The sequence below is a fragment of the Sphingomonas sp. P3_C5 genome (assembly GCF_056402635.1).
This window is the reverse complement of sequence record NZ_JBFUHA010000002.1, coordinates 161,820-177,774: the sequence shown is the minus strand read 5'-3', so window position 1 is coordinate 177,774 and position 15,955 is coordinate 161,820. Positions and strand designations below refer to the sequence as shown.

The 15,955-nt window shown below is 64.5% G+C and carries 17 protein-coding genes; 15 read left to right on the top strand and 2 right to left on the bottom strand.

Going from position 1 to position 15,955, the window contains the following annotated elements:
- Nucleotides 1–103: 103 nt before the first annotated feature.
- The 15 genes from AC1DVS_RS07010 to AC1DVS_RS06940 all read left to right on the top strand — a co-directional run bounded on the left by AC1DVS_RS07010 (nucleotide 104) and on the right by AC1DVS_RS06940 (nucleotide 13,868).
- Complete coding sequence (locus AC1DVS_RS07010) at nucleotides 104–856, top strand: SapC family protein (RefSeq protein WP_478021578.1); 753 nt, start codon at nucleotides 104–106, stop codon at nucleotides 854–856.
- Nucleotides 857–866: 10 nt separating this feature from the next.
- Nucleotides 867–1,898: a cupin-like domain-containing protein gene (locus tag AC1DVS_RS07005; protein ID WP_478021576.1), complete on the top strand. Its 1,032-nt coding sequence runs from the start codon at nucleotides 867–869 to the stop codon at nucleotides 1,896–1,898.
- 19 nt (nucleotides 1,899–1,917) lie between these two features.
- Nucleotides 1,918–3,408 (top strand): tryptophan halogenase family protein, encoded by a 1,491-nt coding sequence (locus AC1DVS_RS07000; protein ID WP_478021574.1) that lies wholly within the window; start codon nucleotides 1,918–1,920, stop codon nucleotides 3,406–3,408.
- A 117-nt stretch (nucleotides 3,409–3,525) separates the two neighbouring features.
- Nucleotides 3,526–4,221: an endonuclease/exonuclease/phosphatase family protein gene (locus tag AC1DVS_RS06995; RefSeq protein ID WP_478021572.1), complete on the top strand. Its 696-nt coding sequence runs from the start codon at nucleotides 3,526–3,528 to the stop codon at nucleotides 4,219–4,221.
- 37 nt (nucleotides 4,222–4,258) lie between these two features.
- Nucleotides 4,259–6,553 carry a patatin-like protein gene (locus tag AC1DVS_RS06990; RefSeq protein WP_478021571.1) on the top strand — a complete coding sequence of 765 codons (2,295 nt, stop codon included), beginning with the start codon at nucleotides 4,259–4,261 and terminating at the stop codon, nucleotides 6,551–6,553.
- An 83-nt stretch (nucleotides 6,554–6,636) separates the two neighbouring features.
- Nucleotides 6,637–7,020, top strand: coding sequence for a hypothetical protein (locus tag AC1DVS_RS06985; protein WP_478021570.1), 384 nt, complete (start codon nucleotides 6,637–6,639; stop codon nucleotides 7,018–7,020).
- Nucleotides 7,017–7,691, top strand: a complete 675-nt coding sequence (pyrF, locus tag AC1DVS_RS06980) for an orotidine-5'-phosphate decarboxylase (protein WP_478021568.1) — start codon at nucleotides 7,017–7,019, stop codon at nucleotides 7,689–7,691. Before AC1DVS_RS06985 ends, pyrF begins: the two co-directional genes overlap by 4 nt.
- Nucleotides 7,692–7,713: 22 nt before the next feature.
- The gene (locus AC1DVS_RS06975) at nucleotides 7,714–8,211 is read left to right on the top strand and encodes a GNAT family N-acetyltransferase (RefSeq protein WP_478021567.1); all 498 of its coding nucleotides are present in this window, start codon (nucleotides 7,714–7,716) and stop codon (nucleotides 8,209–8,211) included.
- Between the two features lie 16 nt (nucleotides 8,212–8,227).
- Nucleotides 8,228–8,866: a phosphoribosylanthranilate isomerase gene (locus tag AC1DVS_RS06970; RefSeq protein WP_478021566.1), complete on the top strand. Its 639-nt coding sequence runs from the start codon at nucleotides 8,228–8,230 to the stop codon at nucleotides 8,864–8,866.
- 48 nt (nucleotides 8,867–8,914) lie between these two features.
- Entirely contained in the window at nucleotides 8,915–10,144 is a 1,230-nt protein-coding gene (trpB, locus tag AC1DVS_RS06965; RefSeq protein ID WP_478021564.1) for a tryptophan synthase subunit beta, read from the top strand.
- On the top strand, nucleotides 10,141–10,335 hold the full coding sequence (locus AC1DVS_RS06960) for a hypothetical protein (RefSeq protein ID WP_478021563.1): 195 nt from the start codon (nucleotides 10,141–10,143) through the stop codon (nucleotides 10,333–10,335). The genes trpB and AC1DVS_RS06960 overlap by 4 nt, the downstream gene beginning before the upstream one ends.
- A complete protein-coding gene (gene trpA / locus AC1DVS_RS06955) occupies nucleotides 10,332–11,144 on the top strand; it encodes a tryptophan synthase subunit alpha (protein WP_478021561.1) in 813 nt (270 codons plus the stop codon). Before AC1DVS_RS06960 ends, trpA begins: the two co-directional genes overlap by 4 nt.
- Entirely contained in the window at nucleotides 11,141–11,998 is an 858-nt protein-coding gene (accD, locus tag AC1DVS_RS06950; protein ID WP_478021560.1) for an acetyl-CoA carboxylase, carboxyltransferase subunit beta, read from the top strand. Before trpA ends, accD begins: the two co-directional genes overlap by 4 nt.
- 36 nt (nucleotides 11,999–12,034) lie before the next feature.
- Entirely contained in the window at nucleotides 12,035–13,360 is a 1,326-nt protein-coding gene (locus AC1DVS_RS06945) for a bifunctional folylpolyglutamate synthase/dihydrofolate synthase (protein ID WP_478021558.1), read from the top strand.
- Nucleotides 13,361–13,430: 70 nt separating this feature from the next.
- A complete protein-coding gene (locus tag AC1DVS_RS06940) occupies nucleotides 13,431–13,868 on the top strand; it encodes a DUF6628 family protein (protein ID WP_478021556.1) in 438 nt (145 codons plus the stop codon).
- Here the strand turns inward: AC1DVS_RS06940 and AC1DVS_RS06935 are convergent.
- Both AC1DVS_RS06935 and AC1DVS_RS06930 read right to left on the bottom strand, forming a co-directional pair.
- Nucleotides 13,855–14,607, bottom strand: a complete 753-nt coding sequence (locus AC1DVS_RS06935) for a tetratricopeptide repeat protein (RefSeq protein WP_478021555.1) — start codon at nucleotides 14,605–14,607, stop codon at nucleotides 13,855–13,857. The genes AC1DVS_RS06940 and AC1DVS_RS06935 overlap by 14 nt on opposite strands.
- Complete coding sequence (locus AC1DVS_RS06930) at nucleotides 14,604–15,908, bottom strand: AmpG family muropeptide MFS transporter (protein ID WP_478022099.1); 1,305 nt, start codon at nucleotides 15,906–15,908, stop codon at nucleotides 14,604–14,606. The genes AC1DVS_RS06935 and AC1DVS_RS06930 overlap by 4 nt, the downstream gene beginning before the upstream one ends.
- Between the last annotated feature and the right edge of the window lie 47 nt (nucleotides 15,909–15,955).

The window sequence follows — 15,955 nt, the reverse complement described above, 5'->3', positions numbered from 1 at the left end:
GCGGCTTTGCTCCATCATGATCGCAAGGCGCTTGCGTCCGGCGAGTGGAGAGGCCGCCACCCACGGCGGAAAAAAAAGAAATATTCGGGCTGGAAAACCGCACATGACCAACAAGGTGCTGCTGAATAACGTCGATCACGCTGATCTGCGGGTGATCGTACGCCACGCGGCTGAGTTCGGCGACAGCGTCAATCAGGTGCTTGTCTTCCCCACCGAGTTCGACGACATCCAGCGCGAGTATCCGATCTTCTTCCGGCGTGATCCCAATGGTGCGTTGCAAGCGGTCGCTCTTCTCGGGCTCGACCGGGACGAGAATCTGTTTCTCGACGAGCAGGGCTGGCGGGGCCGTTATGTGCCGGCGGTGCTGCAGCGCGGCCCCTTCCTGATCGGCCTTCAGGAACGCGAGACGGATGGCGAGGCGCGCCGGGAACCGACGGTCCATATCGATCTCGATCATCCGCGCGTCAGCAAGACCGAAGGCCTGCCCCTGTTCCTGCCGCATGGCGGCAACGCGCCCTATCTCGAACATATCATGGGCGTTTTGCGCGCCATCTATGCCGGCATTGATGCAACCGCGCCGATGTTCGCCGCGTTCGAAGAAGCTGGCCTGATCGAACCCGTCTCGATCGAGGTTGAGCTCGACGAGGCCCGAAAATATCTGCTGTCCGACTTTTTCACCATCGGCCGCGCGAAGCTCGCGGCGTTGGACGGCGCTCGCCTGGAGACATTGAACCGGGCGGGCTTCCTCGGGGTCGCGTTCCTGGTCGCTTCCTCGATGAGTAATGTCAGGCGCCTGATCGACCTCAAAAATGCGAAGCGGCGTGCCGATGAAGGCGTGCCCGCCGGCGCGGCATAGGAAGCTGAGAATGGCCGCCATCACACGCAAGACACGTGTCATATCCGGAGTTGCACCCGATCAGATACCGTTCGACGCGCTGATGGAGTCGCAACAGCCGGCCATCCTGAAGGGTGTCGCGGCCGAATGGCCGCTGGTGCGAGCAGGCGGCTCATCCGCAGCAGAGGCGATGGCCTATCTCCTGTCGTTCGACAGCGGCAGGCAGGTGACGGCCTATACCGGCAAGCCCGAGATCAAGGGCCGGTTCTTCTATAACGACGATGTCAGCGCGATGAATTTCGACACGTCCCGGGAGGCCCTGGCCGCGATTCTGGGCCGCATCGAAGCGCATCTCGATGATCCGGGGGCGCCCTCCTTCTATATCGGCTCCACTGACCTCGACATCTATTTGCCCGGCCTGCGCGCCGAAAACGACCTCGTCCTGAACAACCCGATGTTCGAGGCCAATCCGCCGATCGTCAGCATCTGGATCGGCAATCGCACGACCGCTTCGGCGCATTACGACATGTCGCACAACATCGCCTGTTGCATGGTGGGGCGCCGCCGCTTCACCCTGTTTCCGCCGGAACAGGTGCGCAATCTCTACCCCGGCCCGCTTGAGCCGACCCCTGGTGGCCAAGTGGTCAGCATGGTCGATTTCAGCGCACCTGATCTCGATCGCTACCCGCGCTTCGCCGAGGCCTGCGAAGCAGGCGAGGTCGCTGAACTGGAGCCGGGCGATATCCTCTTCTACCCGGCTCTTTGGTGGCACCATGTGGAGGCGCTCGACAGCTTCAACGCCATGATCAACTATTGGTGGAACACTTCCCCCGCTTTCATGGACACGCCGCAGAACACACTGCTTCATGCGCTGCTGAGCCTGCGTGATCGCCCCGAGCCCGAGAAGCGCGCCTGGCGCGAACTGTTCGACTATTACATCTTTGGCCCGGCCGACACTGCCGGTGCCCATCTGCCCGAAGCCGCGCGCGGCAATCTGGCCCCGCTCGATGAGATGAAGGCGCGCCGCCTGCGTGCCAATTTGCTCAATCGTCTCAACCGCTGATCGACACAGGAGAGCCGGCTTGGACCCGCAGATCGTAAAGAAGGTCGTCATCGCCGGCGGCGGCACCGCGGGCTGGATCGCGGCGGCTGCGCTGGTGAAGCAGCTTGGCAAGCTGCTCGACATCACCCTGATCGAATCCGACGAGATCGGGACCATCGGCGTCGGCGAATCCACCATCCCCACGGTGCGCACCTTTCACTCGCTGCTCGGCATCGATGAGCGGGAGTTCATGCGGGCGACTCAGTCGAGCTTCAAACTCGGCATCGCCTTCGAGAACTGGGGTGCGATCGGCGACCGTTATGTCCACTCGTTCGGCACGATCGGCAAATCGACCTGGATGGCCGATTTCCATCATTTCTGGCTGCAGGCGAGGGCCGAAGGCTTTGCCGGCCCGCTTGGCGATTATTGCTTCGAACTGCAGGCGGCAGAGGCCAACAAGTTCGCGACCGGCGAGAACGCGCCGATCAACTATGCCTATCATCTCGACGCTACGGCCTATGCGCGCTTCCTGCGCGACATGAGCGAGCCCGATGGGGTGAAGCGGGTCGAAGGGAAGATCACCAAGGTCGAGCAGGACCCCGAGACCGGCTTCATCCAGGCTTTGGTTCTCGATTCCGGGCAACGGATCGAGGGCGATCTGTTCATCGACTGCACAGGCTTTCGCGGCCTGTTGATCGAGCAGACACTCGAGACCGGCTATGACGACTGGAGCCAATGGCTGCCGACCAACAGCGCTTATGCAGTGCAGACCACCTCCACTGGCCCAGCGGTTCCCTATACCAAGGCGATCGCGCACGAAGCCGGCTGGCGGTGGCGCATCCCGCTCCAGCACCGCGTCGGCAATGGCCTGGTGTTCTGCAGCGACTTCATGTCCGACGAGGACGCGCGCGCGTTGCTGCTGCGCGAGATCGAAGGCGAGCCTTTGTTCGACCCAAGGCTGATCCGCTACAAGACCGGCGCGCGGCGCAAGGTGTGGAACAAGAATTGCCTGGCGCTCGGATTGGCCAGCGGCTTCATCGAGCCGCTCGAATCCACCAGCATCCATCTGATCATGGTCGCAGTGACGCGGCTGATGCAGTCCTTCCCGTTCAACGGTTTCGACGAGCCGATGATCGAACGCTTCAACGCCATGTCGCGCAAGGAGCTGGAGGGCGTGCGAGACTTCATCATCCTCCACTATCACCTCACCCAGCGCGACGATTCCGCCTTCTGGGCGCGATGCCGCGACATGGAGATCCCCGACTCGCTGGCGAAGCGCATGGCGCTGTTCCGCGACAACGCCCAGGCTTATCAGGCACCAGACGAGCTGTTCCGGATCGATTCCTGGGTGCAGGTCCTGCTTGGGCAAGGCCTTCAGCCGCGCGGCTATCATCAGATTGCGCGCATGATGCCGCCGGGCCAGTTGCGTCAGGCACTGACCGATCTGAAGACCGGCATCGCCGGCACCGTCGCGAAGATGCCGAGCCATCAGGAATTCCTCGACCATTATTGCGCCGCGCCGGCCGCCTGAAGCGACATCGTGATTGCGGGGCCTCGCCCTTCTCTCGTTACTCGGCTATCGCCTCTTTCGAAGCCAACCGGCTGGATGAGGGATATCCGAATGCCCCTGCGGCGTTTGCCGACCTGAATGATCAAGGTCGCCAGTTATAATATCCACAAGGGGATCGGCCTCGACCGCCGCCGCGATCCGGCCCGGATCCTCGAGGTATTGCGCGAGATCGATGCCGATGTGATCGCCTTGCAGGAGGCGGATCGCCGCTTCGGCACGAAGGAGTGCGTCATCCCGCTCCATTTTCTCGAAGAGCATAGCCCGTGGAAGGCGATCCCCTTCGGGCTGCGCGCGGGGAGCATGGGGTGGCACGGCAATGTGCTGCTGATCCGCAAGGAATCCTCGGTGATGGATTGCGAGGCGATCCATTTGCCGACGCTCGAGCCGCGCGGCGCGGTGATGGCCGATGTGCGAAGCGGCGGCGTGCCGATCCGGGTGGTCGGCATGCATCTCGATCTGTCGGGCCTGTGGCGCCGCCGCCAGGCGCATGCCATCCTTGCCCATGTCGATTCGTGCAGCATTTCCCGGCCGACCGTGCTGATGGGCGATCTCAACGAATGGAGCGCGCACGGCGGGTGCCTGCGCGATTTCGGCCGCGCCTACAGCTTTGCCGATACCGGCCCGAGCTTCCATGTCCGCCGTCCGGTGGCAAAGCTCGATCGGATCATGGTTTCATCCGGCCTCCGCATTGCCGAATGCGGCGTCCATCACAGCGCCGCCGCGCGCAAGGCCTCGGATCATCTGCCGATCTGGGCGACGCTGGAAGTTCTGTGAGCGTAGCTTCCCACTCGATGCGGGCTGAGGGAGCATAATGCGCGAAAAGGAGATCCGTCTCGCTTTGGTCTGCTATGGCGGGATCAGCCTCGCCGTATACATGCACGGCATCACCAAGGAGATCTGGCGGATCGCGCGGGCGAGCCAGGCCTTTCACCGCGACGAAACGCCGGCGGGCGGCAGCCAGGGCGTCTATCGCGCCCTCCTCCAGGAGATCCAGGAAGAGACAGGCCTGCGCATGCGCGTGCTGGTTGACATCATCGCCGGGGCAAGCGCGGGCGGCATCAATGGCGTGTTCCTCGCCCAGGCAATCACCACCGGCCAGTCGCTCGAACCACTGACGAAGCTCTGGCTCGATTCAGCTGATGTCGAGGCGCTGATCGATCCCGTCGCTGCGCCATCGGGCCGCTGGTCGAAAGCCTGGGCTGCGCCGATCGCCTGGATGGCGGCGCGGCGTAGCGCCGCCTCGATCGACGAACTCGTCGAGGCCAGCGCACGCGACGAGGTTCGCTCCAAGCTCTCCCATTTCGTCCGCTCGCGCTGGTTCGAGCCGCCCTTTGGCGGGGCGCTTTTTTCCGGCCTGATCTTCGACGCGCTCGATGCGATGGCCGCCGCGCCCCGCGGCGTCCGGTTGCTGCCCCCCGGCCAGCCGCTCGACCTGTTCGTCACCGTCACCGATTTTCGCGGTCACCCCGAACGCCTGATGCTCAATTCGCCGCCCGAAGTCGTCGAGACTGAGCACAGGCTGATCGTGCCCTTCACGGATCACGGCGCCGTGACCGATACGCTCGCTGATCCGGCCGAGCTGGTCTTCGCCGCCCGCGCGACCTCTAGCTTTCCCGGTGCCTTCCCGCCCTTCATGGTCGGCGAACTCGACGCTGTGGTGAAGTCGCGAAAGGCAACATGGCCCGGTCGCGACGATTTCCTGAAACGCATCCTGCCGCGCCAGTTCGCCGCCAAGGCCGCCGATCACGCAGTACTGATCGACGGTTCGGTGCTGGCAAACGCTCCCTTCCGCCCGGCGATCGAGGCGCTGCGCGAACGGCCCGCGCGGCGCGAAATCGATCGGCGCTTCGTCTATATCGACCCCACCCCCGGCACGAAGATCCATTTCGGGCTCGGCAAAACTGCGGCGCCCGGCTTTTTCCAGACGATCCTCGGCTCGATCTCGGAGCTGCCGCGCCAGCAGCCGATCCGCGACAATCTCGAGGAGATCGCCGAACGCTCACGGCGGATCGAGCGTATGCGGACGATCGTCTCAAGTATCCGGGCAGAGGTCGAAGCCCAGGTTGAGACGCTGTTCGGCTATACCCTGTTCCTCGATTCGCCGACGGTGGGGCGGCTCGCCACATGGCGCGCCCGCGCGCAAAGCGCCGCCGCCAAGAGCGCCGGCTATGGCTATGCGGCTTACGGCCATCTCAAGATCACCGGCGTGATCGAAGCGATCACCTCTCTGCTCTACGCCGCCGGCGGCGAGCCTGGGCCGCAACGCTGGGAGAATATCCGCGGCCATATCGCCGACGCGGTCAGTGCGCGCGGTTTCGACGAACTGCGCCCGAGCTTTTCGGATGGCGCCAGCGAGACGACCATCGGCTTCCTGCGTTCCTATGATCTCGGCTTCCGTATCCGCCGGCTGCGCATGCTGGCCCGCCGCGTGACCGAGCTCGAAATGGACCATGACGAATCCGAGCTCGAGCCGATCCGCGACGCGATCTATGCAAGCCTCGCCGACTATCTCGAATGCAAGCGCACTGACCGGCACGCGCATTTGCGCAAGGACGTGCGGCTGCTGCGCGGCGATGCTGGGCCCTTGCTCGACAAGCTCGCGGTGTCGCTCGATCTGAAGCAGCTCGACACTGCAACCGAAAAGCGGCTTGCGGAGGCATTCACCGGCCTGGCCCGCGATGTGAAGCGCCCGATCCTCCTTACCTATCTCGGCTTTCCCTATTTCGACGTCGCCACCCTGCCGTTGCTCCAGGGCGAGGGCCTCGACGAATTCGATCCGATCAAGGTCGATCGTATCGCACCGGACGATGCCACCTCGATCCGCGCGGGCGGCGCCGAGGCAACGCTGAAGGGAATCCAGTTCAACAGCTTCGGCGCCTTTTTCAGCCGCGCTTACCGCGAGAATGACTATCTCTGGGGCAGGCTCCACGGCGCCGAGCGGATGATCGACATCGTGCTTTCGTCGCTTACCGGCAATACGCATCTGAAGCCCGGCAGGGTCGCCGCGATCAAGCACGCCGCCTTTCTCGCGATCCTCGACGAAGAGGAGCCCAAGCTCACTGCGATTCCGGCATTGATCAAGTCGCTCCGGCGCGAGATCGGCTGACGCGCATCCCGCGCGGCGACGGGGTACTGGCCAAACCGGCGCGCCGGGCGTAGTTTCCCCTGCAAGGTCGCAACGGAGGCACGATGCAGTTTCTGAAAATCCTGTTCTGGTGCCTGCTCGCGTTCGTCGCCGCGGTCTTCACGGTCGGCAACTGGACGACGGTGCCGATCAAATTATGGGGCGGCCTGATCGCAGAGGTGAATCTGCCGTTGCTCCTGTTCGTCACCTTCCTGCTCGGGCTGGTTCCGACCATGATCTACTACAACGCCGTGCGCTGGCGGCTGCGCAATCGCCTCGCGACCTCCGAGCGCACAGTGACGGATCTGCGCGGTGCGCTGTCGCCCGCGCCTGCGCCGGTGGTCGTTGGCGATCCTGGTGTCGAGCCGCCGCTTGAGCCGACTCCTGTCGAACCGGCCCCAGCCCTCCCGCTCGCGCCGCCTTCACCCCCAGCCCCGGGCCACGCATGACGAACCGCATCTTCGTCGCGCTCGACACGCCCGATCTGGAGCGCGCCAAGGCGATCGCGAACCGGGTCCATCACCACGTCGGCGGCATAAAGCTCGGCCTGGAATTCTTCATGGCCAATGGACGCGCAGGCGTACGCGAGATGGCCGAGATCGGCCTGCCGATCTTCCTCGACCTGAAATTCCACGACATCCCCAATACGGTCGCCAAGGCGATCATGGCGCTCCGCCCGCTGGAGCCTGCGATCCTGACGGTCCATGCCGCTGGCGGCCGCGCGATGCTGGAGGATGCCAAGGCTGCGGCACCCACCGGGACCAAGGTTGTCGCCGTGACGACGCTGACCAGCCTCGACAGCACCGATCTCGCTTCGATCGGCTGCCCCGACAACACGCATGACCAGGTGCTTCGCCTGACCGAGCTGGCGATGTCGGCCGGGGTAGATGGCGTCGTCTGCTCGGGCGCCGAGGTGAAGGCGGCCAAGGCACTCTGGCCCAAGGGCTTCTTTGTCGTACCCGGCGTAAGGCCGGCAAATGGCGCCACCGGCGACCAGAAACGTGTCGTCACGCCGCGCCAGGCGATCGATGCCGGCGCGTCGATCCTCGTGGTGGGTAGGCCAATCACCCAGGCCGAGAATCCCGATGCGGCCGCGCGCGAGATCGAGGCGACGCTCTAACCTTATTCCGATGTCGCAACCCATGATCCGCCTTGCCACGCCCAGCGATCTGCCGCGCCTGCACGCGGTGATCGAACGCGCCTATCGCGGCGAAGCGGCACGGGCCGGCTGGACTCATGAGGGCGATCTTCTCGAGGGCGCGCGAACCGACATCGCCACGCTCGAAGCGATCCTCGCGGACCCCGATGCACGGCTGCTGATTGCATTGAATGACGATTCGCCCCTCGGTTGCGTCCAGGTAACCAATCGCGGCGACGGGCTCTGCTATCTCGGCCTGCTCTGCGTCGAGCCTTTGCTGCAGACCGGCGGCCTCGGCAAACGCCTGCTCGAAGCGGCGGAAAGTCTTGCGCGCGATACCTTCGGCGCGTCGGCGATGGAAATGACAGTCATCGACAGTCGGGTCGAGTTGATCGCTTATTATGAGCGCCGCGGCTATGTGCGCACACCGGAACGTCGGGATTTTCCGATCGCGGTTACGCCCCCGCTATACATGACGGTGCTGGTCAAACCCCTTCGCTGACGCCTATGGCAGCGCGATGCCAGTGACGGCCAAGATTTGCGGCCTTTCGACGCCTGAGACCCTCGACACCGCAATCAGGGGCGGGGCGAGCCATGTCGGTTTCGTCTTCTTCCCGCCCTCGCCCCGTAATTTGAGCCGCGAACGCGCCGCCCAGCTTGCGGCGCGCGTGCCCGGCCATGTGACCCGGGTGGGGGTATTCGTCGATCCTGACGATGCCCTTCTCGAGGCCTCGATCGGCACAGGGCAGTTGCAGGCCCTCCAGCTCCACAATACCAGCCCAGGTCGCGTCGCCGCGATCAGGGCGCGTACCGGGCTCGAAATCTGGGCTGCCGTCGCGGTCAAGACTCGCGCCGATCTCGACGTTGTTCCTGGTTACGCAGGCGCCGCCGACCGCATCCTCTATGATGCGAAGACACCGCCCGGTGCCGCGATCCCCGGCGGCATGGGTGTCCGGTTCGACTGGAGCCTGTTGCAGGGCGTGCGCCACCCGCTTCCCTGGGCACTGTCGGGCGGACTCGATCCGTTCAATGTGGCTGAGGCGGTCGCGACGACCGGGGCGACGATGGTCGATGTTTCATCGGGCGTGGAGTCAGCGCCCGGCATCAAGGATGCGGGCAAGATCGCGGCGTTTCTCGACACCGTCAAAAGCCTCTGACTTTACGCAACTCGACACGCCCGGGTGAGGTGCTAAAGCGCACCCGCCATGAACCTACCAAATTCCTTCCGCGCCCAGCCCGACGATCGCGGGCATTTCGGCGAGTTCGGCGGCCGCTATGTCGCCGAAACGCTGATGCCCCTCGTGCTCGAACTGGATGTCGCCTATCGCGCGGCGAAGGTCGACCCGGCCTTCACCGCCCAGTTCGAGGATCTGCTCGAACATTATGTCGGACGGCCGAGCCCGCTTTATTATGCCGAGCGACTGACCGAGGCGCTCCGCGAGAACGCTCCTGAGGGCAAAGGTGCCGAGGTCTGGTTCAAGCGCGACGAGCTGAATCACACCGGCGCGCACAAGATCAACAATTGCATCGGCCAGATCCTGCTCGCGATGCGGATGGGCAAGACGCGGATCATCGCCGAGACCGGCGCAGGCCAGCACGGCGTCGCCACCGCAACGGTCTGCGCCCGCTTCGGCCTGCCCTGCGTCATCTATATGGGCGCGCGCGATATCGAGCGGCAGCAGCCCAATGTGTTCCGCATGAAGCTGCTCGGTGCCGAGGTCCGCGCCGTCACCTCGGGCGCGATGACGCTCAAGGACGCGATGAACGAGGGCCTGCGCGACTGGGTCGCGAACGTCCACGACACTTTCTACATCATCGGCACTGCGGCTGGACCGCACCCGTACCCTGAGCTGGTCCGCGATTTCCAGAGCGTGATCGGCAAGGAAGCGCGCGCGCAAATGCTCGCCCGCATCAACCGCCTGCCCGATCTGCTGGTCGCGGCGATCGGCGGCGGATCGAACGCGATCGGTCTGTTCCATCCGTTCCTTGACGACGAAGATGTCGCGATGCTCGGCGTGGAAGCGGCCGGCCACGGCCTCGACAAGCAGCATGCCGCGAGCCTCGCCGGCGGATCGCCCGGTATACTCCACGGCAACAAGACCTATCTGCTGCAGGACGAGGACGGCCAGATCGCCGAAGCGCATTCGATCTCGGCCGGTCTCGACTATCCGGGCATCGGACCCGAGCATAGCTGGCTGCACTCGATCGGCCGCGTCCAATATACCAGCGCGACCGACACCGAAGCACTCGACGCGTTCCAACTGCTGTGCCGCACCGAGGGGATCATCCCGGCGCTAGAACCATCGCATGCCATCGCTGCCGTAGCCCGTGTGGCGCGCGAGATGGACCGCGAGCAGATCATTCTCTGCAATCTGTGCGGACGGGGAGACAAGGACATCTTCACCGTCGCCGCCGCGCTGGGGGTGGAGATATGAACCTCCGCAACCTGCTGACCGGAACCGTGTTGGGCGCTGTCGTGGCGCTACTTGTCCGCGAACTGGCCCAATATGGCCTGGTTTTTTCCGATTGGCGTCTGCCGCTGCCTCGTGGTCTCGAAGCTCTCGAAACCGGCGCCCTGGTCGGTGCCCTTTCCCAGCTCACCAGCCAACGGCGCTCCGCACGATGACCCGACTCTCAGCCGCCTTCGATCGCGCTCGCGCCCAACAGCGCGCCGCGCTGGTAACCTTCGTCACCGCTGGCGATCCCACGCCCGGCGCCACCGCATCGATCCTCGACGCGCTCGTCGAGGGCGGCGCCGACGTGATCGAGCTCGGCATGCCCTTCACTGATCCGATGGCCGACGGTCCCGCGATCCAGGCTGCGAACCTGCGCAGCCTCGGCGCGGGCACCACGACCGCCGACATCCTCGGCATCGCAAAGGCCTTTCGCACCCGTCACCCAGGCGTGCCGATCGTTCTCATGGGCTATGCCAACCCGATGCTCCGCCGCGGTGCCGGCTGGTTCGCTAACGCCGCCATCGAAGCCGGCGTCGACGGTGTGATCTGCGTCGATATCCCGCCTGAGGAAGACGATGCGCTCGGACCGGAACTGCGCGAAGCTGGCATCGACCTGATCCGCCTCGCCACCCCCACCACAGACGCAGTACGCCTGCCCACAGTGCTCGATGGCGCGAGCGGGTTCCTTTATTATGTCTCGGTCGCCGGCATAACCGGGCTCCAGCAGGCTGAGCAGGATTCGATCGAGAGCGCTGTCGCCCGGCTCAAGGCGGCAACCGACCTGCCCGTCGCGGTTGGCTTCGGTGTCCGTACGCCCGAACAGGCCGCACAGATCGGCCGTGTGGCTGATGGCGTAGTGGTCGGCTCGGCAATCGTCGAGCTCGTCGGCAAGCATGGCGAAGATGCGCACGAGCCGGTAAAGACCTATATCCGCTCCCTCTCGACGGCAATCGCCGCCGCACGAAAGGAAACCCTATGAGCTGGCTCACCAGCGTCCGTAACGCGCTCTCGTTCGTCGTCCCCAAAAAGGATGGCGGCGACAATCTCTGGCACAAGTGCAAGGGATGCGGGCAGATGGTGTTCCTCAAGGAGCTGGAGGACAATCTCCACGTCTGTCCGAACTGCGACTTTCACGAGCGCATCGGGCCGCTCCTGCGCTTCCAATATGTGTTCGATGCCGGCAGCTACACGATCATCCCGCTGCCCAGGGTGCAGGACGATCCGCTCAAGTTCCGCGATATCAAACGCTATTCCGACCGCATCAAGGCCGCCCGTACCGCGACTTCCGAGGGCGATGCGCTGATCACTGCGCGCGGCACGATCGAGGGCCACAAGGTGGTCGTCGGTGTCCAGGATTTCGCCTTCATGGCTGGTTCGATGGGGCTCGCGGTCGGCGAGGCCTTTGTCCGCGGCGTAGAGAGCGCGATTGAGGACCGCTGCCCGTACATCATCTTCACCGCAGCCGGCGGCGCGCGCATGCAGGAGGGCATCCTCAGCCTGATGCAGATGCCCCGCGCCACCGTCGCGATCCAGATGCTCCACGACGAAGGCCTGCCCTATATCGTCGTCCTGACCGATCCGACCACCGGCGGCGTGACGGCAAGCTACGCGATGCTCGGCGATATCCAGATCGCCGAGCCGGGCGCCCTGATCGGGTTCGCTGGCCAGCGCGTGATCGAGCAGACCATCCGCGAGAAACTGCCCGAAGGCTTCCAGCGCGCCGAATATCTGCTTGAGCACGGCATGCTCGACATGGTGAAGCACCGGAAGGACCTGCGCGCCACGCTCGCGAATTTGATCGGCTATCTGTGCGCGAAGAAGGCGGCTGCTTGATCAGCCCCTCCCCTGAAGGGGAGGGGCTGAATTAGTATGGCCGACTCCGCAACCTCAACCTCGCCCGCCGTCCAGCGCCAGCTCGACCGGCTATGGTCCCTCTCCCCCGGCGCCGATATCCTTGGCCTTGAGCGCATCACCGCGCTGCTCGACCGGATCGGCAACCCGAACGAGAGCCTCCCGCCCGTGCTCCATGTCGCCGGCACGAACGGCAAGGGTTCGACCTGCGCTTTCCTGCGCTCCGCGATCGAGGCGGCAGGCCTGACCGCCCATGTCTATACCAGCCCTCACCTCGTCCGCTTCAACGAGCGGATCCGCATCGCGGGTGAGCTCATCTCGGATGACGCTCTTGCCGCCCTCCTCGAAGAGGTGCTCGATCAGGCTGACGGCATCGGTGCCAGCTTCTTCGAGGTAACCACGGCCTGCGCCTTCCTCGCCTTCAGCCGCACGCCGGCCGATGCCTGCATCATAGAGGTCGGCCTGGGCGGCAGGCTCGATGCGACCAATGTCATCGCACGCCCGCTTGTCACCGGCATCGCCCAGCTCGGCATCGACCATCAATTCTTCCTCGGCGACACGCCTGAGGAGATCGCCGGAGAGAAAGCCGGAATCGCCAAGCCGGGCGTTCCGCTGGTGACGATGCGCTATCCCGAGAAGGTCATGCAGCGTGTCGCAGCAGTCGCGCGCGCGGCGGGCGCGCCGGTCTCCTCGGCGGGCGGGCACTGGCTGTTCTCGACCGACCTCAACCGGCTGACCTACAAGGATGCCGCCGACCGGATCGAGACGCCGCTGCCGCGCATGGCCGGCCCGCACCAGCCGGAGAATCTCGCACTGGCCATAGCGATGCTGCGCCACCAGAACCTTTTGCCGATCCCGCCCGAGGCCTATCGCACCGCTGCTGAGACCACGACCTGGCCCGCGCGAATGCAACGCCTCGGCCAAGGCCCGCTCACCAGTCTGCTGCCTGAGGGGAGCGAATTGTGGCTCGACGGCGGGCATAATCCGGCGGCGGGTGCGGCGGTCAGTGCCGCCCTGCGCGCTGAGGCCAACGGCCGCCCGGTCCACCTCATCCTCGGCATGCTGGCCAACAAGGATCCGGCAGGGCTTCTCGCCCCGTTTGCGGGCCTCGTGACGACCCTGCAGGCAGTCCCGGTCCCAAACCACGAACACCATGCGCCCGACGCCCTCTCGGCAATCGCGAGCGATCTCGGGATAAGCGCAGCGACGGCTGGCGACCCAGCGGAAGCGCTCGCGGTGATCCGCGATTACGCCCTTCCTGCTGCGCCGCCCGTCGTCCTCATCCTGGGCTCGCTCTATCTTGCCGGCGAGGTGCTCGCCGCCAATGGCGAACCACCGACATGAGTCCTTATTGCTATTGACTTGCAATAACGATCTGGCGACCTTGGCCACCGAGCCAATGGAGTCGCCGATCATGACAATCGCCCCCGCCAATCCCAACCCCAGCCTGATGCTGCCCCACAGCATCCCAGCCTGCCCTAACAGCCGCCTTGCCTTGTTCGCGATCCGCCGGATTGGGGCGCACGGCTTCGCCGATGCGCATGCGGCGCACGCCATGGTCAATGGCTTTGGCGAGGGATTCCGCCGACCGCTGGTGCTGATGCGCGCGCTGATGGTGGATATCGCAAGCAGCGCCACCGGCACCGTCGCGATCGCCCCATGCTGTTGCGCGCGAATGACCACGGCCGAGTCAGCGCTGCTCACAATCCTCGCCCGAGCCGAAACCACGCCGGAAACCGCACGTCTCCTGCTCGCCGATCTCCTCGGCGTCCGCCGCGTCGACGGCGTGCTCGCCACCGCGACTCTGCTCGCCGCCGCCTTCGCCGATGCGGGGCGGCCTATCTCTGGTTAGCCCGCAGCTCCCGGAGCTTGTCCATCGCCCAGCGATACATATCGGCCTCGGCCGCGCGCTGTTGCCGATCGAGGCGCTTCATCCGCGACTCTACCTCTTCCAGCACCGCCAGCGCCTTTTTGTCCCAGCCCTGATCGAGCAACAACGCTGCATAGCGGCAACGGCCTTCCTCGCCCGGCAGTCGCGTGACAAGATCGGCGTACAACGCGAGCGCCTCTTCCTTGCGGTTGAGCGCCTCAAGGATTTTCGCGCGCAACAGGAGTTGGCGATCGCGGTCGCTCTGCGCGCTTGGCGGCGGGTTGGCGTCGAGCGTCGCCAGCGCGCCGGCCGCGTCCCCCGTTTCATATTCGGCTCGCGCGAGCTTCTCGCCGGTCCGCATGTCGAGCGGTCCGCGCTCAACCGCCTCGCGCAACAAGGGCAGTGCCTCGGCATGCCGGCCAAGCGCCGTCAGGGCATTGGCAAGTCTGATCCGATTGGCAGCGGTATCCGCCAGATCGAGCGCATCGCGCGCCGCCCGCACCTCGCGCTCGGGATTGAGCGCGTGGACCGCTTTGGCCCGCACGGTGCGGACATGCCGGTTGCCGTAGAAGCGCGGATATACCTCCATCAACAGATAGGCGACCGTGCCTGGTCCCGGGAGGAACATCAGCACGTAGATCCATGTCTGGTTGCGGCCGTTGCGGATCACGTCGATGATCAGCATCACCTGGACCGCCAGGATTGCGAGATAGATGATCATGCTGCGGGCGCGGCTGCCTTTTCAGCCCCAGGTTGCCGGACACTCTCCACAACGAAACCCTTTCTCCAGAGCAACCAAAGCAGAATCAAACCGGGCAAGGCGACAACCATCGTCATGATCCAAAAGCCAGGCCAGCCAAGCCGCTCAGCGGCGTAGCCGGCCGGGGCCGACAGCCAGGTCCGCCCCACCGCCGCAAAGGACGACAGCAGCGCGAACTGAGTAGCAGTATAGGCGACGTTCGACAGTCCGGAGAGATAGGTAACGAAAACTGTAAGGCCGATCCCGCTGGTAACCTGTTCCGTAGCCACCGCGATCGTGAGCCACGTATTTGAATGCCCCTGAATCGCCAGGATGACGAACGCCAGGTTGCTGACCATCATCAGCACGCCGGAGGCAAAGAGCGCGCGCCCCATACCTAGCCACGCCATGAAAGGCGCGGCCAGCGCAATCCCGACGATCAGGCCCCAGAATCCAACCACCTTGTTGATGGCGATGAACTCGGTATCCGAAAAGCCGAGTTCCACGATCATGGGATTGAGCATGATCTGCCCCATCGCATCGCCGAGCTTGTAGATCAGGACAAACAACAGGATCAGCACAGCACCGCGACGGCGGAAGAATTCGCGGAACGGCCCGATGATCGTTGCCTCAAGCCAGTCGCCGAACGACTGCGCAGTCTGCTTTTCGAGCGCGCGGTCATGAAGGCCGGGGCCGGCCCAGAATGCAGCGATGATGCCCGGAACGATGCAGAAGGCGGTCAAGCCATACCCCTTAGCCCAACCGAGGCCCCAGCCTTCCGGCGATGCCAGCGCAATCGTACCAACGCCGGCGATGAACGCACCGAGCCGATAGCCGAACTGGTTGTTGGCGGTGCCGTGCGGTAATTCCTCATCGGAAAGAATTTCGATCCGATAGGCGTCGATCACAATATCTTGGGTCGCACCGAGAAATGACGTGGCGATCGCCCAAAAAGCGAAGACGCCTAAATGCAGTTGCGGCTGACTGGCACCGAGCATCCACACGGAGACGAAGAGCAGTGCCTGAATGAAGAACAGCCATGCCCTGCGCTGCCCGAACAGGCCGGTCAAAATCGGCAGCTTGAGCCGATCGATCAACGGCGCCCAGAGGAATTTCAGCGTATAAGGAGTCGTCAGCCCTACGGCGAAGCCGATGGTTTTCTTGTCGATGCCGACCTTGGCCAGCCAGAACGTCATGGTTCCCAACAGCAAAGCGAGCGGAAACCCACTCGATATGCCCAATAACAGGGCCGCGATCGGTCGTGGCCTGAGATAGGGCGCCATCGTCGCCACAAAGCCCTTCCGCTCGTCTGTAGTCGCAGCGCTCATCC